Origin of the sequence: Williamsia sp. (assembly GCF_036566845.1) — a bacterium.
Classification (GTDB): Bacteria; Actinomycetota; Actinomycetes; order Mycobacteriales; family Mycobacteriaceae; genus Williamsia.
Genome location: NZ_DATCVM010000128.1, coordinates 1 through 22,809 on the forward strand (window position 1 = coordinate 1; position 22,809 = coordinate 22,809).

At 65.5% G+C, this 22,809-nt stretch carries 13 protein-coding genes; 7 read left to right on the top strand and 6 right to left on the bottom strand.

Going from position 1 to position 22,809, the window contains the following annotated elements; all coding sequences use genetic code 11:
* A partial coding sequence (locus VIQ49_RS28930) for a DUF4259 domain-containing protein (RefSeq protein WP_414731622.1) occupies positions 1–112 on the bottom strand: 112 nt, incomplete at its 3' end.
* Between the two features lie 165 nt (positions 113–277).
* On the opposite strand from VIQ49_RS28930, the gene VIQ49_RS11820 reads away from it, so the two are divergent.
* Complete coding sequence (locus tag VIQ49_RS11820; RefSeq protein WP_331884713.1) at positions 278–1,813, top strand: NAD(P)/FAD-dependent oxidoreductase; 1,536 nt, start codon at positions 278–280, stop codon at positions 1,811–1,813.
* Positions 1,814–1,823: 10 nt separating this feature from the next.
* Here VIQ49_RS11820 and VIQ49_RS11825 read toward each other — a convergent pair whose 3' ends face one another.
* Positions 1,824–2,618 (bottom strand): SDR family oxidoreductase, encoded by a 795-nt coding sequence (locus VIQ49_RS11825; protein ID WP_331884715.1) that lies wholly within the window; start codon positions 2,616–2,618, stop codon positions 1,824–1,826.
* A 76-nt stretch (positions 2,619–2,694) separates the two neighbouring features.
* On the opposite strand from VIQ49_RS11825, the gene VIQ49_RS11830 reads away from it, so the two are divergent.
* From VIQ49_RS11830 to VIQ49_RS11840, 3 genes are read left to right on the top strand one after another with little or no spacing between them, the layout of a single operon-like run.
* The gene (locus VIQ49_RS11830) at positions 2,695–4,116 is read left to right on the top strand and encodes an FAD-binding oxidoreductase (protein ID WP_331884717.1); all 1,422 of its coding nucleotides are present in this window, start codon (positions 2,695–2,697) and stop codon (positions 4,114–4,116) included.
* Positions 4,117–4,153: 37 nt separating this feature from the next.
* Positions 4,154–4,915, top strand: coding sequence for a decaprenylphospho-beta-D-erythro-pentofuranosid-2-ulose 2-reductase (locus tag VIQ49_RS11835; RefSeq protein ID WP_331884719.1), 762 nt, complete (start codon positions 4,154–4,156; stop codon positions 4,913–4,915).
* 4 nt (positions 4,916–4,919) lie between these two features.
* Complete coding sequence (locus tag VIQ49_RS11840) at positions 4,920–6,806, top strand: galactan 5-O-arabinofuranosyltransferase (protein WP_331884721.1); 1,887 nt, start codon at positions 4,920–4,922, stop codon at positions 6,804–6,806.
* A gap of 150 nt (positions 6,807–6,956) precedes the next feature.
* Here the strand turns inward: VIQ49_RS11840 and VIQ49_RS11845 are convergent, their stop codons facing one another.
* The 3 genes from VIQ49_RS11845 to aroQ form a co-directional block, all read right to left on the bottom strand.
* Positions 6,957–8,528, bottom strand: a complete 1,572-nt coding sequence (locus VIQ49_RS11845) for a hypothetical protein (protein WP_331884723.1) — start codon at positions 8,526–8,528, stop codon at positions 6,957–6,959.
* Positions 8,529–8,536: 8 nt separating this feature from the next.
* A complete protein-coding gene (locus VIQ49_RS11850; RefSeq protein ID WP_331884725.1) occupies positions 8,537–9,460 on the bottom strand; it encodes a phosphatase PAP2 family protein in 924 nt (307 codons plus the stop codon).
* A gap of 300 nt (positions 9,461–9,760) precedes the next feature.
* Positions 9,761–10,246 (bottom strand): type II 3-dehydroquinate dehydratase, encoded by a 486-nt coding sequence (gene aroQ, locus VIQ49_RS11855; protein ID WP_331884727.1) that lies wholly within the window; start codon positions 10,244–10,246, stop codon positions 9,761–9,763.
* Between the two features lie 72 nt (positions 10,247–10,318).
* Here aroQ and VIQ49_RS11860 point away from each other — a divergent pair, with 72 nt between their 5' ends.
* The 3 genes from VIQ49_RS11860 (at position 10,319) to VIQ49_RS11870 (ending at position 20,338) form a co-directional block, all read left to right on the top strand.
* Positions 10,319–13,648, top strand: coding sequence for an arabinosyltransferase domain-containing protein (locus VIQ49_RS11860; protein WP_331884729.1), 3,330 nt, complete (start codon positions 10,319–10,321; stop codon positions 13,646–13,648).
* A 74-nt stretch (positions 13,649–13,722) separates the two neighbouring features.
* Complete coding sequence (locus VIQ49_RS11865) at positions 13,723–17,052, top strand: arabinosyltransferase domain-containing protein (protein ID WP_331884731.1); 3,330 nt, start codon at positions 13,723–13,725, stop codon at positions 17,050–17,052.
* Entirely contained in the window at positions 17,045–20,338 is a 3,294-nt protein-coding gene (locus tag VIQ49_RS11870; protein ID WP_331884733.1) for an arabinosyltransferase domain-containing protein, read from the top strand. The genes VIQ49_RS11865 and VIQ49_RS11870 overlap by 8 nt, the downstream gene beginning before the upstream one ends.
* Before the next feature lie 82 nt (positions 20,339–20,420).
* Here the strand turns inward: VIQ49_RS11870 and VIQ49_RS11875 are convergent, their stop codons facing one another.
* Positions 20,421–22,718, bottom strand: coding sequence for a transketolase-like TK C-terminal-containing protein (locus VIQ49_RS11875; protein WP_331884735.1), 2,298 nt, complete (start codon positions 22,716–22,718; stop codon positions 20,421–20,423).
* Between the last annotated feature and the right edge of the window lie 91 nt (positions 22,719–22,809).

Here is a 22,809-nt window from a genome sequence, read left to right on the forward strand (position 1 = left end):
CCACCGTGATCCGCGCCGCCGGAGCGGAGCGATCGAAGCGATCAGCCCAGCCGACAGCTGCGTCGTTGTCGAAGACCCCGATTCCCCACGATCCCATGGTCACCTTTCCCATTCACTTCGTCACTGACGAGAATGCATATCACGAATACATTACATCGCGGAATATTCAATCCACGCAGCGATAGCTGAGAGTTATCTGGGATTTCCATTTTGAACCAGGTGAATACTTCAATTTCGAGATAATTCACACAATTGGCGGACACGGCATCATGGCCCCATGGAGACATACGACGACATCGTGATCGGTGCCGGTCACAACGGGCTCACCGCGGCCGCCTACCTCGCCCGCGCCGGACGCAAGGTGCTGGTTCTCGAGCGGTCGGACCACATCGGCGGGGCAACGGTCTCTGCCCGCCCCTTCCCCGGCATGGACGCCAGGCTCTCCCGCTACTCGTATCTGGTGTCGCTGATGCCCCGCCAGATCATCACCGATCTCGACCTCGACATCACGCTGATCCGGCGACGGTATTCGTCCTACACACCGTTGCCCGCCGACCCGACCCGCGGACTCCTGGTGGACACCGCCGACGACGTGGCAACAGCCGCCTCGTTCCGCGCCGCCACCGGTTCCGACCGCGACCACGCGGCCTGGCAGAACTTCTACGGCGCGATGGCCACCATCGCCGAGGGTGTCTTCCCGACGATGTTGCGTCCACTGCTGAGCGCCGACGAGATGGCATCGATCGCCGCGACCGACCTCGACGCGATGGATCTGTGGGAACAGCTCACGACCACACCGCTCGGCACCATCATCGACGGCGCCTTCACCGACGACGTCGTGCGTGGCATCGTCGCGACAGACGGGTTGATCGGCACCTTCGCAGACCTGTACGACCCGTCACTCCTGCAGAACATCTGTCTGCTCTATCACCTGATCGGTGGTGGCACCGGCGACTGGGATGTGCCGGTCGGTGGCATGGGCGCCGTGTCGGGCGCACTGGCCGCGGCTGCGGTCGCGGCCGGCGCGGAGATCCGGACCGGCATCGAGGTCGCCGCGGTCGATACCGACGGCGGACGGGTCGGCTGGCCGGGTGGCGCCGCGGCCGCCGAGTACATCCACGCCGCATGCGCACCGGCGGTCCTCGACAGCTTGCTCGACACACCGGCGGTCGGTGGCCCCCCGCCTCACGGCGCGCAGCTCAAGATCAACGTGCTGCTCCGCCGGCTGCCGAAACTGCGGGATCACACCGTCGCGCCAGGGGTCGCGTTCTCCGGCACGTTCCACATCCACGAGGGTTTCGAAGCACTCGCCCAGTCACACCGGGAGGCCGCGGCCGGTTCCATCCCCACCACACCGCCGTGCGAGATCTACTGTCACACCCTGTCGGACCCGAGCATTCTCGGATCGTCGCTCACCGGGATGCACACCCTCACACTGTTCGGCCTGCACATGCCACCGCAGTTGTTCACCTCGGCCGACGCGAAAGATCAAGCCGTACAAGCAACTCTGGCCGCGCTGGACTCCGTCCTCGACGAACCCATCGCCGATGTCATCGCGACCGACATCAACGGCGATCCGTGTATCGAGGCGAAGACCCCGCTGGAGTTGGAGGACGCCGTCGGATTGCCCGGCGGCAACATCTTTCACCGGCCGCTGCAATGGCCGTGGGCGCCGACCGTCGACACCGTGGGTACCTGGGGTGTCGAAACGGCGCATCCCCGGCTCCTCATCGCGGGGGCCGGAGCTCGTCGCGGCGGCGGCGTCAGCGGCATACCCGGCCACAATGCCGCCGCTGCGGTGCTCGAACGCTGAAGCAGTTTCGCTAGGAGTGTGCGAGGCGTTTGTTGACCAGTCGGGTCAGCCAAGCCGGGGAGAACCGCGACCCCACCGACATCGCCTTGGTCTGGGTACCCACCGCGTAGTGGACCCGGTGGATGAGTTTGTCTATCCGGGTCTCCTCCACCGCGGCCACGATCGCATCGGCCACATCCTGCGGTCCCAGGCGAATCCCCAGCGAGTCGGTGGTGCCCGTCGACACGTTTTCGGTCATCGCGGTCTGGACGAACAGCGGCCACATCGCGATCACCCGGATGCCATGGGCGCCCCATTCGATGTCGAGGGCCTCGGTGAGTCCGCGGACGTAGAACTTGGTGGCGCTGTACGACGCGAGTTCGGCCTGTCCGTAGATCGCCGAGGCCGACGCCATGTTGACCACCACCGAGCCGGGGGTGTTCTTCAGATGACGGAACGCCCGGTGGCAGCCGTTCGTCACGCCTTTGACGTTGATGTCGATCTGGCGTTGCTGAGCAGCCAACGAGATGTCCTCGAACGCCCCGGCCAGGAGGATCCCGGCGTTGTTCAGCAGCACATCGAGTCGTCCGCCGCTGTGCCCGGCGAACTCATCGAGCCGCCGGCCGAACTCATCGGAGTCGGTCACATCGAGATGGCCGGTGACGATCTGCCCGCCAGCTGCCTCGATCTCCGTGGCGAGCGTGGCCAGTCCGGCATCGTCGATGTCATAGGCTCCGATCGCATATCCCCTGCGTGCGAAGGTCAGCGCGGTCTGACGTCCGATCCCCGCGGCCGCTCCGGTGATGAACACCCATCGTGTGGTCATACCCTGATTCCTACCATCGCTGGTTGTCATACAGACTCCGCGGGCCACCGCTTCGCCCCAGGTAGTCTCTGAACCGATGTCTACAGCTGAATTGCCCATTGAAACCCGCAAGCTCGTCGGCTGGAGCCGCACGACGCCGATCGAGGGACACGTGCTGGCCACACCTGATGTCGAGGTGATCGCCAAGGCTGTCGCGCAGGTTGCCGATGCAAATGCCGACAAGCCGTCCTACCTGCGTCGCGGCGTCATCGCGCGCGGTCTGGGACGTTCGTACAACGAGTCCGCGCAGAACATCGGTGGCCTGACCATCGACATGACGCAGCTCAAGCGCATCCACTCGATCGACGACACCACCGGGATCGTCGACCTCGACGCCGGCGTCTCGCTCGACGACCTCATGGCCGTGGCCCTGCCCTTCGGCCTGTGGGTTCCGGTGTTGCCGGGCACCCGCCAGGTCACCATCGGCGGCGCCATCGCCCACGACATCCACGGCAAGAACCACCACAGCGCCGGCAGTTTCGGCCAGCACGTGGTCGAGATCACGCTGCTGGTCGCCGACGGTCGCATCCTCACCCTGACACCGTCCGGAAGCTCCGACGATCCCCAGGGTGAACTCTTCTGGGCCACGGTCGCGGGCATCGGCCTGACCGGCATCATCCTCCGGGCGAAAGTGCAGATGAAACGCACCGAGAGTGCCTACTTCATCGCCGACACCGCCACCACGGCGAGCCTCGACGAGACCATCGCGCTGCACCTCGAAGACGGCTTCGAAGACGGCTACGAATACGCATCGGGCTGGTTCGACTCGATCAGCAAGCCACCGAAGCTCGGGCGCGGGTCATTCAGCCGCGGCAACCTCGCCACCTTGGACCAACTGCCGGCCAAGCTGCAGAAGGATCCGCTGAAGTTCAACGGCAAGCCGCTGGTGACGTTCCCGGACATCTTCCCGAACGGCCTGGCCAACAAGTTCGACTTCTCGATAGTCGGCGAGGCCTACTACCGGATGGGGTCGAACAAAACCGGTCAGGTCAAGAATTTGGCGCAGTTCTACCACATTCTAGATATCTTCGGTGAATGGAATCGCGCCTACGGACGCACCGGCGGATTCACGCAATATCAATTCATCGTGCCCACCGGCAATGAGGATGAATTCAAATCGATCATCGCCGATATCCAGGCCTCGGGTCACGTCAGCTTCCTCAACGTGATCAAGCTGTTCGGTGAGGGCAACCAGGCTCCGCTGAGCTTCCCGTTCCGCGGCTGGAACGTCTGCCTCGACTTCCCGGTGAAGCACGGGCTCGGCGAGTACCTGAACGAACTCGACCGCCGGGTGATGGCCATGGGAGGACGCCTGTACACGGCCAAGGATTCGCGTACATCGGCACAGAACTTCCACGCCATGTACCCCCAGATCGATTCGTGGATCGCCACCCGGCGCCGGATCGATCCCACCGGGGTGTTCATCTCGGACATGGCTCGCCGCCTCGAACTGGCCTGAGCCACAAACACTTTCAACCCCCAGTGAAGGAACACTCATGATCAACGCCGTAGGCGTACCCAAGTCCGTGCTCGTTCTCGGCGGTAGCTCCGAGATCGGGCTGGCCATCACCGCGGAGTACCTCAAGAAGGGCCCGATGCGGGTGGTCCTGGCCACCATGCCCGGCGACCCCGCCGGAGAGGCGGCCGTGGAGACCATGAAAGCGGCCGGCGCGTCGTCGGTCGAGCGCATCGACTTCGACGCCCTCACGCCCGACACCCACCCGGCCGTCATCGATCAGGCATTCGCCGGCGGCGACATCGATGTCGCCATCGTCGCGTTCGGGGTCCAGGGTGTCGATGAAGAAGTCTGGCAAGACCAGCGCAAGGCCGTGTTCACCGCGAACATCAACTACACCGCCGCGGTCTCCGTCGGCGTGCTGCTCGGCCAGAAGATGCGCGAGCAGGGCCACGGCCAGATCATCGCGATGAGCTCGGTGGCCGGAGAGCGCGTGCGGCGCAGCAACTTTGTGTACGGCTCCACCAAGGCCGGCCTCGACGGCTTCTACCTCGGACTCGGCGAGGCGCTGCGCGAGCACAACATTCGCGTCCTCGTCATCCGCCCGGGCATGGTCCGCACCCGGCTGTCGGCCCATGTCAAGGAAGCGCCACTGACGGTCAACAAGGAAGACGTGGCCAAACTGGCCGTGACCTCCGCCGACAAGGGCAAGGAATTGGTCTGGGCACCGGGACCTTTCCGCTTTGTGATGATCATCCTGCGCCACATCCCGCGTCCGATATTCCGCAAACTCCCCATCTGAGCCGATGATGCGGACCCATCTGTCATCGATAGGGGATCTGATCGGCGCGGCCATCGTGGCCCTGGTGGTCTCGGGCGCGGGACTGGCAGCGATCTCCAAGGTCGACTGGCCGGCGTTCAACTCGTCGAACGTCGCGACCGCACTCACCACCACCGGCCAGGTGGCGGCGATCGTCATCTTGCTGATCGCGGTGGTGCTCTCGCGGTCCGGCAAAGCCGGCCGGTTGGTCAAACCCCTGTCGTGGGTGGGTATCTCAGCGTTTGCGGCGGTCACCCTCGCGATGCCGCTGGGTGCCACCAGGCTCTACCTGTTCGGGATCTCGGTCGATCAACAGTTCCGGACCGAATATCTCACCCGGCTGACCGACAGCCCACATCTCGCGGACATGACGTACGCCGACCTGCCGCCGTACTATCCGGCCGGCTGGTTCTGGCTCGGCGGGCGCTACGCCAGTCTCACCGGGCAACCCGGCTGGGAAGCGTTCAAGCCGTGGGCGATCATCTCGATCGCGGTGGCCGCAGCAATCGCGATGGCGTTGTGGCAGCGCATGATCCGCACCGATCGGGCGATCGCGGTCACCCTGGCTTCAACGGTTCTGACGTTGATGTACGTCAGCCCCGAACCCTATGCCGCAGTCCTGGTGATCATCGGCGCACCGATACTGATCACGATCCTGCACGGCCTGCGGTCCGGCAGTCGACCGGCGATCCTGGCCGGTGGTCTCTTTCTCGGCCTGAGCGCCACTTTCTACACGCTCTACACCGGCCTGTTCGCCATGACCACGGTCCTGATGGCGGTCTACCTGACGGCGGCGGCCTGGTATCAGCAGTCCAACAAGACAACTCCGCCGAGCGAGGTCCGATCATCGCGATGGCACGCCGCCCGCGACCACGGGCTGCGCCTCGTGGCGATGGGGTTCATCGCCGGCCTGGTCGCCTTGATCGTCTGGGCGCCGTACCTGATTGATCGACTCGGGAACAAGCCCGCCTCCGGTGGCACCGCCGAGCACTATCTGCCGGGCTCCGGCGCAGTGCTGCCGACGCCGATGCTGCATTGGTCGCTGATCGGTGCCCTGACGATGGTCGGCTTGATCTGGATCGTCCTGCGGTTCCGCACCCGCACCGTCGCGCTGACCTACGGCATCACCGTCTTTGCCATCTATCTGTTCTGTCTGCTGTCGATGGCGCTGACCGCGGCCGGCACCACCCTGCTCTCGTTCCGTATGGAGCCGGTACTCGCCGTGGTCCTGGGAGTGGCCGGGGTCTACGGCTTCGCCGAACTGGCCGGGTACGCGGTCCGCCGCTTCGGCGACGTGCGCACCGCGATCGCAGTTCTGGCCGCACTCGCCGCAATCGCTGTGGGACAGAGCATCCCGAATCACCTCGCCGCCGAGATCACCGTCGCTTACACCGACACCGACGGCTACGGGGAACGCGCCGATCAACGGCCGCCCGGCGCGCAGGCGTATTTCCCGGAGATCAACGACGTCATCGGTGACCAGACCGGCCGACCCCAGTCCGACACCGTGGTGCTGACCGCCGACTACGGATTCTTGTCGATCTACCCCTACCTGGGATTCCAAGGTCTGACGTCGCACTACGCAAACCCGTTGGCTGAGTTCGACAAACGTGCTGCAGCGATCGAGACGTGGTCAGAAGCCGAGACGTCCGACAGCCTGATCGAGCAGTTGGACTCCTCACCGTGGCGTCCGCCGACGGTCTTCCTGTTCCGGTACAGCGCAGAAGGCTACGCACTGCGCCTGGCCGAGGACGTCTACCCCAACGACCCCAACGTCCGGCGATACACGGTGACGTTCAACCCCAACGTATTCGACGACCCGAGGTTCACGGTCACCAACATCGGCCCGTTTGTGTTGGTCGTCCGTAACTAACACGCACCCGTCATCGACCGTGCCCCATCTGCCGTCGACCGTGCCCTTCTGATCGCCGAACGTGCCAAAGCCCAACATCTGTAGCCGTTTACGGCCCGGTGGATGGCGATAGAGGCACGCTCGACGGGTGGTGGGGGGTGGGGGTGGGGATCAGGATTCGCCGCAGCCGTCGGGTTGGGCACCGACCACACCTCGGACCGACAGCAGGCCTTCGAGGGTGTACTCACCGGGCACCATTGCCTGGAGAGCGATCCAGCCGTCCTCGGTCTCCTGGATGCACGCGAACACCGACTCGTCGACGGTACTTCGCGCGACCAGGTACTTGTTGTAGCGCAACTGCATCGGATGTGGCTGTGCGTTCGGCACGTTCAGGATGAGCTTGGAGGGCGACGAATCGACGATGGTGAGCGGTAGCGGCACGATCGGTTGCGGATCCTCGACGCGATAGAGGGTCCAGTCGTCATTGCCCCACATCCGGTCCAGATATGGGAGACCGTCCTTGACGAGCGCGGCCTCGTTCTTCAACTGCCGCAACGGTTCGGCGGAGACGGCAACAAACGCCACTGCGTTCTCGGCCAGCCATTGCCGGTACGACTCCGGCGTCAACGCATCTTTCTCATAGAAGATTGGGTTGTACCGGGAATCGGATTGGTTCTCCCAACCGCGTGCGAGTTTGATGTCGAGACCGAGTTTGTGTGCGCCCGCGTGCGTTTGGGCATCGACGAGTTCAACTCGATGATTCTCGATCTCCGGTTGCGTGAGCAGTAGGCTCTGCAGCGGGGTGTACGAGGTTTCGCTCTGTCCGGAATCCGCACCGACCACCTGATCCGCGGACGCCACGAACACCGCATATACCACTGCCGGCGCCAGGGCGATCGCCAGGAACTTCAACGACTTCTTCGAATAGAACAGGCAGATGCACGGCAGCACCAGGCAGAAGAACCGGCTCAGGTTGGAACCGATGCCCGTCGGCACGAGGAACATGAGGATTGCCACGCCGGTCGACAACGGCACGATCCATCGGGCAGGGGGGATCGTCAGTGCGAATGCGGCGCCGGCTGCGATCGCCAACACCCAGAACAACGTGGTGACCGGGAAACCCTGCGCGCCAGGGGCACCAAACATGACAAACGGGACACCGACGCCGAGTGCGCCACCGCCGAGTACCCACCATGCCTTGCGTGCGCGGGCGTCTTTCCCGAAGGCGAACGGCAACGCCGCCAAGCCCACAAACGCAGGTGCCAGTGGACTCGCCAGACCGGCGACCAGCAGTCCGATGGCCGTGAGCGGCAGAAGGTTTCGCTTGAGCGCAACAATCGAGGCCAACGCGATCGCGGCGCCCACCGAGAACGCGACCCGTCCCGACAACATGTTGAGGACGGCCGCCGCGGTGATCGCCCACATCAACACCGTGGGGTGGGTGGCACCTTTGGACAACGGAATCGACAGCCCGACGATCGCCGCGGTTGCCAGACACAGCAGTAGCAACGATCCGGTGACCGTCGACAGCGCCGGGACGATGAGTGAATAGCTGCCCGGGGACACGCCGCCGTACCAACCAAACCAATAGCCGAGTCCGACACCCGATCGAGCCGCCTCTTCGCGGGCGATGGCCGCCTGCAGATCGCCCACCGTCGGATGCGCAAGCCATAGCGACACGATTGCCACCACTGCCAACGCCATCGGCAAGAGAGGCCGCCAACGCCACAGTGGCTTGGCCACCGGAAGACTCATCCGAGCGGCACTCCGGCCCTGGTCGGCGTGGCCGCCGATCGGCGGCGCCACCAACGTAGGAGAGCGGGTGCGTAAATGATCAGGGCGGCGACGGCCAACAGTCCGACGCCGGCGACCACGTCGAGGATGAAGTGGTTACCCGAACCCATCACCACGAAGTACGTGGTGAGCGGGTAGAGCAGGCCGACAATCCGCAGCCACTTCCACTTCGCCAAGAAGAACAGCACCACTCCACACCAGGTCGCCCAAGCGCAGTGCAATGACGGCATGGCCGCGAACTGATTGGAGATCGCATCGCTTCCGGGTGCGCCGGACGCAGGCCACCAACCCCACGACGCGGTCTGCGCCATGACGTCGACAAAACCCTCGTCGGCGAGCAGTCGCGGCGGCGCGGTGGGCATGCAGTAGAAGCCGATCAGCGCCAGGCCTGTCGTGAGGACCAGTACCCCACTGACCTTGCGGTAATACTGCTTACGGCGGAACATCAGCCAGATCAGGACGGCCGGGGTGACCCAGAAGTGCAGGGTCGCGTATTGCAGGGCAACGAGGTTGGCCAGCCACCCCGTGGTGTGGACAAGTTCATTCAATGGCCGCTCGAGCGCCATGTGCCAGGCATCCTCGAAGCGGAGAATGTGATTTGCGTTGCGGTAGGCCTGATCGGCCACGTCCCCGACACTGTTGCGGATCAAAGAATAAACTGCGTACAGGCCACCGAGGATGAGGACTTCGAGCCACCAACGCGGTCTGGCGAGATAACGGTTGACCCGGGTGGCGAATGCCCGGAATCCGGTTTGTACGAGTTCTGATTCATAAGTGTCGAACTCGGCCGAATCGAACGTTGCGGAGTCGACATCTGCGGCGTCCAACGCGCCGCCCTTCGGGTCGGCGGTGATGGGTCGGCGGTCATCGCGGAGCGTCATACGCAAAACTCCCGCATAGAACCTCCACACACCTAGACAACCCAGAAACGCCGGCCCCGATAACTCGGAGCCAAACGCGAAACTACCGCGCTCACATCACGGCCCGGCACAACTCCATACATATTCGGCGCCCGGATGGGCGCAAAGACTCTGCTGGATCATAACCGAGGAGCTCGCTACTACCTTCCCGCGCGGCGTGTCCGGGGCACCTGAACTGGTGGAACATGTCCAGTTCCACTTACTTCCCCCCCAGTTGACACCATTCTGCGCCACCCCCTGTGACCCTCGCCACAGTGTCCGTCAAGCGGCAGACCCGGAGCCTTCACCGACCAGGTCGACGATCCGCCGGATCGCGAACTCATAGCCCCGAATTCCGAGGCCCGCGATCACGCCAGAAGCGATCGGCGACACATACGATGTGTGCCGGAATTCTTCGCGGGCGTGCACGTTGCTGATGTGGACCTCGATCACCGGCACCTCGGGGATCACCAGGGCATCGCGCAGTGCGATGGAGGTGTGGGTCCAGGCGGCCGGATTGATCACGATCCCGCTGATCTGTCCGCGGGACTGCTGTATCCACTCGAGCATCTCGCCCTCGTGGTTCGTCTGCCGGGCATCGACGGCAAAGCCGTACTCGGCGGCGGTCGCGGTCGCGAGCGCCACCACGTCGTCCAGGGAGTCGGAACCGTAGATCTCCGGCTGCCGGGTCCCGAGCGTGTTGAGATTCGGTCCGTTCAGCAACAGAACAGGCAGCTTTTCGGTCATCGCGCCCACTTTCTCACTCATTGTGTGAAGTGTATTGCGCGCCACGCGACCGCCGGTCAATCCGACACACGCCGACCGATAGCATCTGACCTTGTGCCAGATGCCGCCGACAAAGACAACACGCCGCCGTCTGTCGGCACCTCGAGCCGAGACCGGGTTCGCATCGCGAAGCTCACCGCGATCGTCGCGGGTCTCGCGGGAATCTTTCTTGCGCTGCTCACGCCGCTGCTCCCGGTCAGCCAGACGACCGCCGACCTGAACTGGCCGCAGCAGAACAAGCTGCAGTCGGTCCTGGCTCCGCTGGTGTCTTATGTCCCCGTCGATCTCCAGATCTCGGTGCCCTGCTCGGCCATCGACGAACTGACCCAAGAGGGTCAGACCGTCCTGGTCTCGACGCTCCCGAAGGACGCCGAGAAGGCCGTCGCCCGGGGCCTGTTCATCCGTAAGGCCGGGCAGGCCACCGACGCGCTGGACCGCCAGGTCGTCGAGGTCGTGGTCCGCAACACCCCGGTCGCCTACGCGACACTCGCGCAGATCCGATCGCAGGACTGCCAGCGCATCGACGTCACTGCGACCTATGAGTCGGTGCGGGCCGAGTTCGTCGGCATGACCGACGGCGATGGCGATCCGCTGTTCGGGGAAATCACCGACGGCGACCAACGCCCCCAGCTGACCGGCATCTACACCGACCTCACCGGTGCCGCCGATACCCAGCCCGAACTGACGGCGCACGCCACCATCGACGACCGCTACACCACGGCCCCCACCGTGCTGAAGTGGATGGCCATCACGGTCGGCGTGGTGCTGACGGTGATCTCGCTCGGCGCACTCGCCGTCCTCGACGGAACCGACGGCCGCAAACACCGGCGATTCCTGCCACAGAACTGGTGGCGTTTCAACGCCCGGGATGCCGTGGTCATCGGCGGACTGGTGATCTGGCACATCGTCGGCATCAACACCTCCGACGACGGCTACATACTGACCATGTCGCGGGTCGCCGACGACGCGGGCTACACCGCCAACTACTACCGCTGGTACGGCGCGCCCGAGGCGCCGTTCGGCTGGTATTACCAGATCTTCGGCTGGCTCGCGCACGTCACCACTGCCAGTCCGTGGATGCGTCTGCCCGCCTTGGTCTGCGGAATCCTGGTGTGGCTCATCATCTCTCACGAGGTCCTGCCTCGGCTCGGACGCGCGGCCATCACCAAGCCCATCGTCGGCTGGACCGCGGCGTTTGTATTCATGGCGTCGTGGTTCCCGTTCAACAACGGTCTGCGGCCCGAACCGATCATCTGCCTGGGAGCCCTGCTCACCTGGTGTTCCGTCGAACGTGCCATCGCCACCGGACGAATACTGCCGGCCGCCGTGGCCTGCACCATCGGTGCTTTCAGTCTCGCTGCCGGCCCGACCGGTCTGATGGCCGTCGCCGCGTTGATCGCCGGCGCCCGGCCGATGGTGATGGCCCTCATCAAGCGGGCCAAGGTGATCGGAGGCGGATTCCGGAGCTACCTCGCGATGCTCGCCCCGGTGGGCGCCGCGGGGGTCTCGGTGATCTTCGTGGTCTTCTCCGACCTCACGCTGGCGGCCTTCACCCAGTCGACCAGCATGAAGACCGCGCTGGGCCCATCGCTGAAGTGGTTCAACGAGTTCGACCGCTACACCGCCTTGTTCGAGTTCTCGGCCAACGGTTCGGTCGGGCGACGGTTCGCCGTGCTCTCGATGCTCGTCGGCCTCGTGGTCTCGGGAGCGATGCTGATCCGCAAGAGCCGGATCCCCGGCACCGCGCTGGGGCCGTCGCGGCGCATCGTCGGCATCACGTTCGCGTCGCTGATCTTCCTGATGTTCACCCCCACCAAGTGGACGCATCAGTTCGGTGTGTTCGCGGGTCTGGCCGCGGCGCTGGCTGCCATCGCCGCCATCGCCGTGAGCTCCGAGGCCATGCATGCCCGGCGCAACCGGATGCTGTTCATCGCACTGGTCCTGTTCATCACCGGTCTGTCGTTCACCGCACCCAACGCGTCCTTCTACGTCTCCAACTGGGGTATGCCGTGGGGCGCACTGCCCGTCCGCATCGGCGTCGCACTCGGCAGCCTGATGCTGTACCTGTGCGTGCTGGCGCTCGTGGCCGCCTTCTGGTTCCACTTCCGTGAACCGTTCCGGGAATCGGAGACAGGCACCACGGACACCACCAAACCCCGCCGACGGTGGGTGGGCACCCTCGCTGCCTCTCCGCTGGCCGTCGCGGGTGTGTTCGTCGTCGTCTTCCTGATGGTCACGTCCGTCGCCTCCGGGGTGAAACAGAGCGGGTCGTTCTCGGTCCCGTCGTCGAACGTCGACGCACTGAGAGGTGACGTCTGCGCGATGGCCGACAAGGTCCTCGTGGAACCCGATCCCTCTGCGGATCTGCTCGAGCCCGTCGACGGCAACATCGTCGGGGGTCTCTACGGAACCCAGGCCCCCGGCTCGGTACCCCCGGCGACATCAGGTTTCACGCCCAACGGCCTGCCGCTGACGCTCAACTCAACTGCCAGCGCGGGCAGCCTCGGCGTCCTCGGCGGCAATGTCGCGGCGTCGCCGGATGTCCTCAACTCCAACGCCGGCGGAACCGGCGGCGGCGAAGCGGACGAGGCCGGGATCAACGGCAGCACCGCGAAGTTGCCGTTCGGGCTCGACCCGATGAAGACCCCGGTCCTCGGCAGCCACTCGCAAAACGACCAGTTCCCGTCGTATCTGACCTCGTCCTGGTACCGACTGCCACCGCGCAGCGCCGACACCCCGCTGGTGACCATCGCGGTGGCCGGTCAGTTCGACATCGAGCACTTCAAGATGGAGTACTCCACCGGCTCCGGCACCACGGACACCGACTACGAGGTGGCCGGTGAGGTCGACATGATCGATCCGGGCCCCCGCCCGTCGTGGCGTGACCTGCGCACCTACCGCAGTTCGTTCCCTGCCGAGACCACGGCGATCCGGATCGTGGCCAAGGACGAGAACCTCGCGCAGGACAGCTTCATCGCGGTGACCCCGCCCCGGACCCCGCACCTGCAAACCCTGCAGACCATGGTCGGCAGCACCGATCCGGTGCAGATCGACTGGACCAACGGCCTGGCCTTTCCCTGCCAGCGTCCGTTCGGCCACGAGTACGGCGTCGCCGAGATCCCGAAGTGGCGGATCGCGCCGGGTGCCGATCTGTCTGCTGCGGTCGGCGCCTGGTCCGACGCGTTCGGTGGCGGACCGCTGGGCTGGATCGAGGTCGCACTGGACAAGACCACGGTGCCGTCGTACCTCGAGGGCGACATCGGCCGGGACTGGGGTTCGCTGGTGCGGTACCAGCCGTTCGGTGAACCCGCTGTGGTGGCCGAGCTGGACCTGGGAACCGCGACGCGGTCGGGTCTGTGGAGCCCGGCACCGATCCGGTACTGATGAGACCAGCACCGGACGACCGCTCGTTCGGGGCCGGTTCTGGCTCTCAGGTCGGTGCAATACCATCGTCTCTCGTGCCTGTGTCCTCTCACATCCCCAGTGCGGGGACAGTCCGCCTGGTCGCGATCGTGGCCGGTCTGGTGGGGATCGTGTTCTGTGCGATCTCACCCTTGCTGCCCGTCAAGCAGTCCACGTCGACGATCGAATGGCCCACCGGCCAGCAGCTTTCTTCGGAGACCGCATCGGTCACCGCGCCGCTGATCGCGCAGACGCCGCAGGCTTTCGACGCGACCATCCCCTGCTCACTGATCGGGACGCTTCCGGAGGCCGGCGGGCTGGTCCTGGCGACCATGCCGGCCGGGGCCGAGCGGTACAACCAGAACGCCCTGGTGGTCAACGCGTCGGCGAACGCCGTGACGGTCGTGTTCCGCAACGAACTCGCGACGAGCGCCTCGCGCACCGACATCGGCAGCCCGCAATGCCGCGAACTCCACATCTGGTCGACTCCGAGCGGCGCCGGCGCCGAGTTCGTCGGGCTCGGCCCCGCCGGTCTGCTCGGCATCGACTCGCGCCCGCAGTTCGACGGGGTGTTCACCGGCCTGTCGACATCTGACGTGGAAGCGGCTGCCGCACAGGGACTGTCGGTCACCACCACCGTCGACACCCGCTTCGACAACTCGCCAACACTGATCAAGTCCCTTGTCGTGGCCCTCGGTGTGATCGCCATCGCGGTCTCGCTGGTCTGCCTGGTGCTGCTCGACCGCATCGACGGCTACCACCGCAACTTCGGGAGACGTTCCTGGAAGCAGTTGCTGCGCCCGCGCGCCACCGACCTCGCGGTGACCGCGGTCCTGCTGATCTGGCACTTCCTCGGCGCCGGAACCCCCGACGACGGATACATCCTCAACATGGGCCGGGTGTCGGAATCGGCCGGATACCTGGCCAACTACTACCGCTTCTACGGAATCGCGGAAGCCCCGTTCGACTGGTACTACTCGTTCCTCGCCGCCTGGTCGGAGGTGTCGACGTCGGGTGTGTGGATGCGGATCCCGTCCCTGCTGGCCGGTCTGGCGTCCTGGTTCATCCTCTCGCGGGTTCTCCTGCCGCGGCTGGGCGCCGGCGTACGCCGCAGCGCCTGGGCCGTCTGGGCTGCAGCGGCCGTGTTCACCGCGTTCTGGATGCCCTTCGCCAGCGGGTTGCGGAGCGAGTCGATCGTCATTCTCGGTTCACTGCTCACCTGGTGGGCCGTCGAACAGGCCATCGCCACCCGACGCCTGTTCCCGGCTGCCGCGGCCGCGATGGTCGCCGGTCTGACGCTGGCCGTGGCACCGCAGGGTGTCATCGCAATCGCCGTCCTGATCGTCGGCGCCCGTCCGATGCTGCGAATCGTGATCGAACGCAGTCGGGAATCGGCGGTCACAACACGCAGCCGGTGGCTGAACCTGGCGGCCTTGGCGGCACCGTCCGCGGCCGCCGCCTCCCTTGTCGTGCTCGTGGTGTTCCGCGACCAGACGCTGGCAACCGTCTTCGACGCGGTCCGGACCCGCTACATCGTCGGCCCCACGATCTCGTGGTGGCAGGAGTACCTGCGCTACTACTTCATCACCGTCACCACACCGGATGGCGCGCTGACCCGCCGGGTCCCGCTGCTCCTGCTGCTGGCCTCGGTGTTTGTGACACTGGCGGTGATGTTGCGACGCAACAAGATTCGGGCCGTCGATCCCGGCCCGGTGTGGCGCGTCCTCGGCGCCACGCTGATCACACTGCTGTTGCTGATGTTCACCCCGACCAAGTGGACGATCCACTTCGGCATCTTTGCCGGGTTCGCCGCCGCGCTGGCCGCCACCGCGACCATCGCCGTCGCACAGTCGGCCGCCCGATCCACCCGCAATCTGTCGGTGTTCATCGCCGGGCTGATGTTCGCCCTCGCAGCTGCGATGGCCGGCGACAACTCCTGGCCGTTCGCGTACGACTTCGGCATCTCCTGGTTCGACAAGGCGCCTGTCCTGGCCGGCCGTGAGGTCTCCACGATCTTCCTCGTCCTCGCCGTGGTCGCTGCTGCGGTTGCCGTCTGGCAGCACCTGCGCCTCGACTTCGTCAAGAACAAGGGCCTCGTCCATACCGGCACTGATGAAAAGGCAGACAAGTCCGACCGTCGCCGGCTCAACATCGCCTCCTCCCCCATCGCGTTGATCGCCGGATTCATGGTGATCTGCATGCTGGCGGTCTTCGCGAAAGCCGCGCTCTCCCGGTACCCGGCGTACACGGTCCTCGACGCCAACCTCGCCACGCTCACCGGCAACACCTGCGCGATGGCCGACGCCGTACTGGTCGAGCAGGACCCCAACAAGGGCATGCTGACACCGGCCGGTGACGTCTCGGTCTCCGATGCCCTCGCCGGTGAGAACCCGGTCGGTTTCACCCCGAACGGCGTGGCCGAGAGTCTCACCCCCGAAGCCGATTCCGCCCGTCCCGGTCAGATGAATGTGTCGGCGAGCTTCAACAAGCCCTTCGTGGTCGTCGGATCCGGGGCCGGCATCGCCGGTGGTTACGGGCCCGAGACGGTCAACGGCTCAACCGTCGCTCTTCCGTTCGGACTGGACCCGGCCACCACGCCGGTACTCGGTAGTTACGGATACGACTCGGGCGAAGCCACTTTGATGACCGACTGGTACGAGCTGCCGGACCGTGATGCCTCCCCGATCCTCGCCTTCAGCGCCGCCGGGCCCGTCCTCACCCTGAACGAAGAAGGCGTCATGACCTTCGGGCAGCAGCTGATGATCCAATTCGGTATCGCCGAAGCCGACGGCACCTTCACCGACGTCGGACCGCAGATCCGTCCCATCGATCCCGGGCCGGACAAGCCGAACAGGTCCTGGCGCAACCTCGTGATCCCGATGGACCAGGTGCCCACCCAGGCCACCGGCATGCGGATCATCGCCAAGGACAACAACGTCAACCTGAAACAGTGGCTGGCCATCACCCCGCCACGCGCACCGCAGCTGGAGACGTTGCAAGAGGTCGTCGGCTCGCAGGATCCGACCCTGATCGACTTCAGCGTGGCGAGCCAATTCCCGTGCCAGCGGCCGTTTGCCATCACAAACGGGGTCGCGGAGATCCCCGAGTGGCGGATCCTGCCGGACCGCACCACGGCGGTGTCACAGTCGAAGACCTGGCAGGCAGCCGAAGACGGCGGCGTGCTCGGTGTCAGTGAATCCGTCACGAGCGCCAACACCGTCGCGACCTACCTCGATGACGACTGGTATCGCTCGTGGGGTTCGCTGGAGATCCTGACCCCGCTGGTGCCCGACGCTCCGGAAGCAAACATCGTGACCGGTACCGAAACGAAATGGGGCTGGTCGCGCACCGGTCCGCTGAGAGTGGTGCCGCAAGAAAATGAGTGAAAAGACGAGCATCATCAGTAAAAACGGGTCAGTGAGCAGATTTGCCGGCCCCGGGTACCGGAACGTCAAAATAGTTGCGGTGGTCACCGGTCTCATCGGTTTCCTCCTCGCCTGCCTCAGTCCGCTGATGCCGGTGAATCAGACCACCGCCCAGCTCAACTGGCCGCAGGACAACCAAGTCGTCAATGTGGCGGCACCTCTGGTGTCGTTCGTGCCGACCGACGTGCGGGTGTCCGTGCCCTGTACGTCGGCCGCGGAACTCCCGTCCCGTGGCGGCGTCTTGCTCTCGACACTGCCGGTCGGCGGTCAGGACGCGACGTCGCGAGGCCTGTTCATCCGGGCCACCTCCGACAGCATCACCGTCACCGACCGTGACGTGGTCTTGCTGACCGCAGATCGTGCTGTGGCCCAGGCCAATCCGGATTGCCGGATCAATTTCAACGCCGACGGGGAACGGGCCTACGGCGACATCGTCGACGGCGGCACCGAAGGTCAGCTCTCGTTCGATGTCCCCGACCCGAACCTGCGACCCCAGATCGTCGGTGTGTTCACCGAGTTGCCCGACGGCGCATCGCCCGAGGGAATGGCCTTCTCGGCCACCATCGACACCCGGTTCGTCACCACCCCGACCAACCTGAAGTTCGCCGCGATGGTCATCGGCATCGTGATGACCGTGGTGTCCCTGATCGCCCTGGCGCTGCTCGATGCGCGCGACGGCCGCGGGCACACCCGGTTCCTCCCGGCCCGGTGGTGGACGATCCGGATCTCGGACGTGGTGGTGTTCGCGATCCTCGGCCTGTGGTGGCTGATGGGCTCCAACACCTCAGACGACGGTTACAACTTCACCGTCGGACGCATCGCCGGTGAAGCCGGGTACGTCGACAATTACTACCGCTATTACGGTGTGCCACAAGATCCTTTCGGATGGCACTACCAGGTGATCTCGGCCATGACCAACGTGAGTCTATCGGCCCCGTGGATGCGACTGCCCGCCTTCCTGCTCGGACTGCTCGGCTGGTGGTTGATCTCCCGCGAGGTGATCCCACGTCTGGGCCGCACGGTCCGCAATTCGACCCCGGCCCTGTGGTCGGCGCTGTTTGTGTTCCTCGCGATCTGGATGCCGTTCAACAACGGCCTGCGCCCGGAGCCGGCTCTGGCGGTCGGCGCGCTGCTGACCTGGTGTTCAGTGGACCGCTCCATCGCGACCGGCCGATTACTGCCGCTGGCGGTCGCGGCGATCATCGCCTCGTTCACGCTGGCACTGGCACCCGGCGGCCTGATGGCCGTGGCCCTGCTGCTCGCCGGTATCCGGCCGTTGCTCCGCCGCATCATGGCCCGACGTGGCCGTGACGGGCTGCTGCCGTTGCTCATGCCGATCCTGGCGGCCGGTACCGCGGTGCTGTACAACATCTTTGCCGACCAAACCCTGGCCACGATCCTGACGTCGTCGACGGTTGCCTCGGAGGTGGGTCCGACACTCGAGTGGTGGCAGGAACCGGTTCGGTACTACTACCTGATGCTGCCGACGGCGGATGGCACCCTGTCGCGCCGCTTCGGCATCCTGATGGCATTCCTGTGCCTGGTGGTCGTCCTGCTGATGCTGCTGCGCCGCCGCACACCGATGGGTATCCCGAAGGGCCCCACCTGGCGTCTGGTGGCCGGCGTCTTCGGCTTCATGTTCTTCCTCGCCTTCACCCCCACCAAGTGGACACACCACCTCGGTGTCTACGCGGGTATCGGCGCCGCCCTCGCCGCGGCAGCCGGAGCGATGATGGCTCCGGCCATCTTGCGGCGCAGGCGAAATCGCACGTTCTTCGCGGCTGCTGTTCTCTATGTGGCCGCACTGTCGTTCGCCGGCACCAACGGCTGGTGGTTCGTGGCGAGCTACGGCATCCCGTGGTGGGATCAGCCTCCGGCCATCGCCGGGATCAAGGTCACCTGGATCATCCTGGTGATCGCTGTCGCCACCACACTCGTCGGTTTGTATCAGCACTTCCGGGACGACTACGTCGGTGCCGAACAGCGCACCGAGGGCTCGCGGTTCTGGCACCGATTCGCGTTCTCCCCCATGCCCGTCATCTCCGGCCTGGTGGTGCTGTTCATGCTGCTCTCGTTTGTCAAGGCGGCCTACGAACAGCGCGACAGTTGGTCCTGGCTCAACTCGAACCTCGCTGCCCTGCAAGGTGATACCTGCGCATTGGCCAATGATGTTCTCGTGGAACCAGATCCGAACCTCGGGCTGCTACAGCCGGCAACGGTCGAGGGCCAGGTCGACCTGACCCCGGGCGAAGCACTCGCCGGCACCGACGTGACCGGCTTCACTCCGAACGGTGTGCCCAACGACTTGTCCGTGGACGCCACGGAATCCACCGAGGCCACCACCGCGCAGAACACCGCGCAGACCGGAGCCGGTTCCGACGAAACCGACGAAACCGACGAGACCGGAACCGGCGGCGGCCAGGGAGCTCTCGGTGTGAACGGCTCGACGGCGCGTCTGCCGTTCGGTCTCAACCCGGCCAACACCCCGGTGCTCGGCAGCTACGGTTCTTCCGGCGGTTCGGCGACGTCGGCCTGGTACCAGATGCCCGAGGCGAACTCCGCAGCCCCGCTGCTGACGTTGTCGGCGTCCGGGCGCATCCAAGCGGTCGACGGTGACGGGATCCCGCAGCCCGGCCAGAAACTCGTTGTCGAGTTCGGCCGTCCCGGACCGGGCAACACCGTTGAGCCCCTGGGCCAGCTGAGCCCCATCGACATCGGCGAGCCGCCGATCTGGCGGAATCTGCGATTCCCACTCAGCGACGCCCCGACCGGGGCCTCGCTGGTGCGGGTGATCGCGTCGGACACCGCCGGCGCACCGGATCAGTGGCTGGCATTCACCCCGCCGCGCATCACGAAGATGGAGACCCTCAACGACCTTGTCGGTCAGAAGGATCCGGTCATGATCGACTGGCTGCCGGCGTTGGTGTTCCCATGCCAGCAGCCGATGGCCGTGAAGTACGGCGTGATCGAGGTGCCGAAGTGGCGCATCCTGCCGGACGCGCAGGCCACCCGTCAGAACTCGCAGACGTGGATGTCCGGTGACGCCGGCGGACCGCTCGGTATCACCCAGGCCATGTTGCGGCCCACCATCGTTCCGTCGTACCTGCGGAACGACTGGGGCCGGGACTGGGGCTCACTGCAGCAGTTCACCGCCATCACCGAGGCGAAGACCGCCGAACTCGAGATCGGTTCGACCACCCATTCAGGGCTGTACGATCCGGCCCCGATGCGCGGAGCCCGCTACTGACCCGACCCGACCCCCGAAAGTGGTGGGTTCTGGTGAGGCCCACCTGGGGTCTTACTCGCCAAGACCCACCATCTTCGGGTGGCTACTGCGTCAGGTCGAGGGCGGAACGCACGATGCTGTCGGTGTCGATGCCGTGGTAGAGATAGACGTCGTCGAGTGTGCCGACCTGCCCGAACCTGCTGACGCCGAGGCAGATTCCGCGGACCCGGTTGATGGTCTGCAAGAACGCCAGAGTGTGGGGATGTCCGTCGAGTACTGACACGATCGGCGCGGGGCGCTCGGCCGGGAATACCTGGTCGAGAATCCAGGTCGGCGCGTCACCGTGTCCGCGGCGGGCCTGCAGGGCTTCGAAGAGCAGCCCCGGACTGGTCACGCAGACCACCTCCGCGGCGATGTCCTGGTCGGCGAGTCGGTCTGCCGCCCTGAGCGTTTCGGTGAGCATCGCGCCCACCGCCACCAAGCTGACGCGTGGATTCGACACCGGCCGGGCCGTATACGCACCGGCCACCACCTGCCGGCGGCGACGTTCCCGGGCAGCCGGGTCGGTCGGTACCGCGGCGAGTCGCTGATCGACGGGGCGGGTGGACAACCGCAGGTACGACGAACTGCCGCCCGGCCGGCCCAGACGTCCGATGCAGGACAACAGGATCCACTCCACGTCGACGGCGAACGCCGGCTCATAGCTGACACACCCCGGCTGCTCCAGCCCGATCGACGGTGTCGTGATCGACTGGTGCGCACCACCTTCAGCCGCCAGGGTGACGCCAGACGGTGTACCGACCAGGATCGACTGGCCACCGGCGTAGATTCCGTACGACCACGGTTCGAGTGCCCGTTCCACAAACGGGTCGTACATCACGCCGATCGGGAACAGCGGTTCACCCCAACGACTCCAGGTGGCACCGAGTTCACCCATCAGGCCGACGAGGTTCGTCTCGGCGATACCGAGTTCCATGTGCTGGCCGGTGGGTTGTTCGCGCCAATGCATGATCGTCTCGGAATCGTCGTCGAACCAGTTCCGTCGCTGCGCCGGCGACCACACGCCGACCTTGTTGAGCCATCCCGCAAGATTGGTGGTGGAACTGACATCGGGGCTCACGGTCACCACGCGCTGTGCGGCGTCGGGAGATTCACGACTGAGGTCCAGCAGGGCACGTCCGAGCGCGGCCTGGGTGGTGGACGTGCCGGACGGTGTCCGCCCGAAGTCGGCGGGCACCTGTGGCGGCGCGCTCGGGGCGATGTCGTCGCGGTGCAGCGCAGCAGCGGTCTCCGCGCACAGCAGGCCCGCGGCCGTCGTCTCGTCGAACCGGGCCCAGGGGTTCGCCGGGTCCATACCCAAACCGGCGCCGAGTTCCTCGTATTGAGGCACGGTCAGCAGCGATGAGTGGTTCTGCGGATGGCCTTCGGTCGGGAGGGCGTGGCCCTTGATCGTGTAGGCGATGATGATCGTCGGGCGGGTGTCGTCGATCGTGCTGTATGCCTTGCGCAATGCGTCGAGGTCGTGGCCGCCGAGGTTCCGGATCGCGCGGGTGAGGGTGCCATCGTCGAGTCCGGCGATCAGCTCGGCCACCTCGTCTGCTCCGGGACCGTCGCCGGGCAGTCGCGTACGGAGTTCGTCGGCCTGGCAGCGCAGCAGTCGCTGATACTCCGGGTTCGGCATCTGCAGGATGCGACTGCGCAACGCCTGCCCGCCGGGACGATGGAACAGATCCTCGAGCAGCGCACCGAATTTGACCGTGATGACCTGCCATCCGGCCGCACCGAACATCTTCTCCAGACGGTCGGCGGCGATGTTCGGGACCACTCGGTCCAGCGACTGCCGATTGAGGTCGACGATCCAGACGACTTCGCCGAGTTCGGCCACCGACGGATCGAGGATCGCTTCCCACACGGCGCCTTCGTCCAGCTCGGCATCGCCGACCAGCGAGTACTGCCGGCCCGTGCCCGCACTGCCGAAGGTGGTCTCCACATAGCGCCTGGCCACCGCTCCCCAGATGGGTGCGGTGGCGCCGATCCCGACCGATCCGGTCGAATAGTCCACTGGATCAGGGTCTTTCGTCCGACTCGGGTAGCTCTGCAGCCCACCGAACTCGCGTAGTCGAGTCATGTACGACTCGTCGAGCTCGCCGAGCAGGTAATTGATCGCGTGCAGGACGGGCGAGGCGTGAGGTTTGACCGCAACCCGATCTCCGGGACGCAACTGGTCGAACCAGAGCGCTGTCATGATCGACACCATCGAGGCACACGAAGCCTGGTGGCCCCCGACCTTCAGTCCCGTCGTGTTCGGTCGAACCCGATTGGCGTGGTGAATCATCGACGTCGCGAGCCAGAGCACACGCTGCTCGATGTCCGCCAGAGATCCGAAGTCCCGCTCGTCCATCAGTAGCTCCTACCCGTAGATGTAGGTCGACTGCACCATGCATGTACCTACCGCGCAACCTGCCCGCACGAGGTTCATCACGGGCTCAGCG

Excerpts from the sequence above, each read along its gene's own strand:
- VIQ49_RS11820 (WP_331884713.1), top strand. The coding sequence starts at position 278 with ATGGAGACATACGACGACATCGTGATCGGTGCCGGTCACAACGGGCTC.
- VIQ49_RS11825 (WP_331884715.1), bottom strand. The coding sequence starts at position 2,618 with ATGACCACACGATGGGTGTTCATCACCGGAGCGGCCGCGGGGATCGGA.
- VIQ49_RS11830 (WP_331884717.1), top strand. The coding sequence starts at position 2,695 with ATGTCTACAGCTGAATTGCCCATTGAAACCCGCAAGCTCGTCGGCTGG.
- VIQ49_RS11835 (WP_331884719.1), top strand. The coding sequence starts at position 4,154 with ATGATCAACGCCGTAGGCGTACCCAAGTCCGTGCTCGTTCTCGGCGGT.
- VIQ49_RS11840 (WP_331884721.1), top strand. The coding sequence starts at position 4,920 with ATGATGCGGACCCATCTGTCATCGATAGGGGATCTGATCGGCGCGGCC.
- VIQ49_RS11850 (WP_331884725.1), bottom strand. The coding sequence starts at position 9,460 with ATGACGCTCCGCGATGACCGCCGACCCATCACCGCCGACCCGAAGGGC.
- aroQ (WP_331884727.1), bottom strand. The coding sequence starts at position 10,246 with ATGAGTGAGAAAGTGGGCGCGATGACCGAAAAGCTGCCTGTTCTGTTG.
- VIQ49_RS11870 (WP_331884733.1), top strand. The coding sequence starts at position 17,045 with ATGAGTGAAAAGACGAGCATCATCAGTAAAAACGGGTCAGTGAGCAGA.
- VIQ49_RS11875 (WP_331884735.1), bottom strand. The coding sequence starts at position 22,718 with ATGGACGAGCGGGACTTCGGATCTCTGGCGGACATCGAGCAGCGTGTG.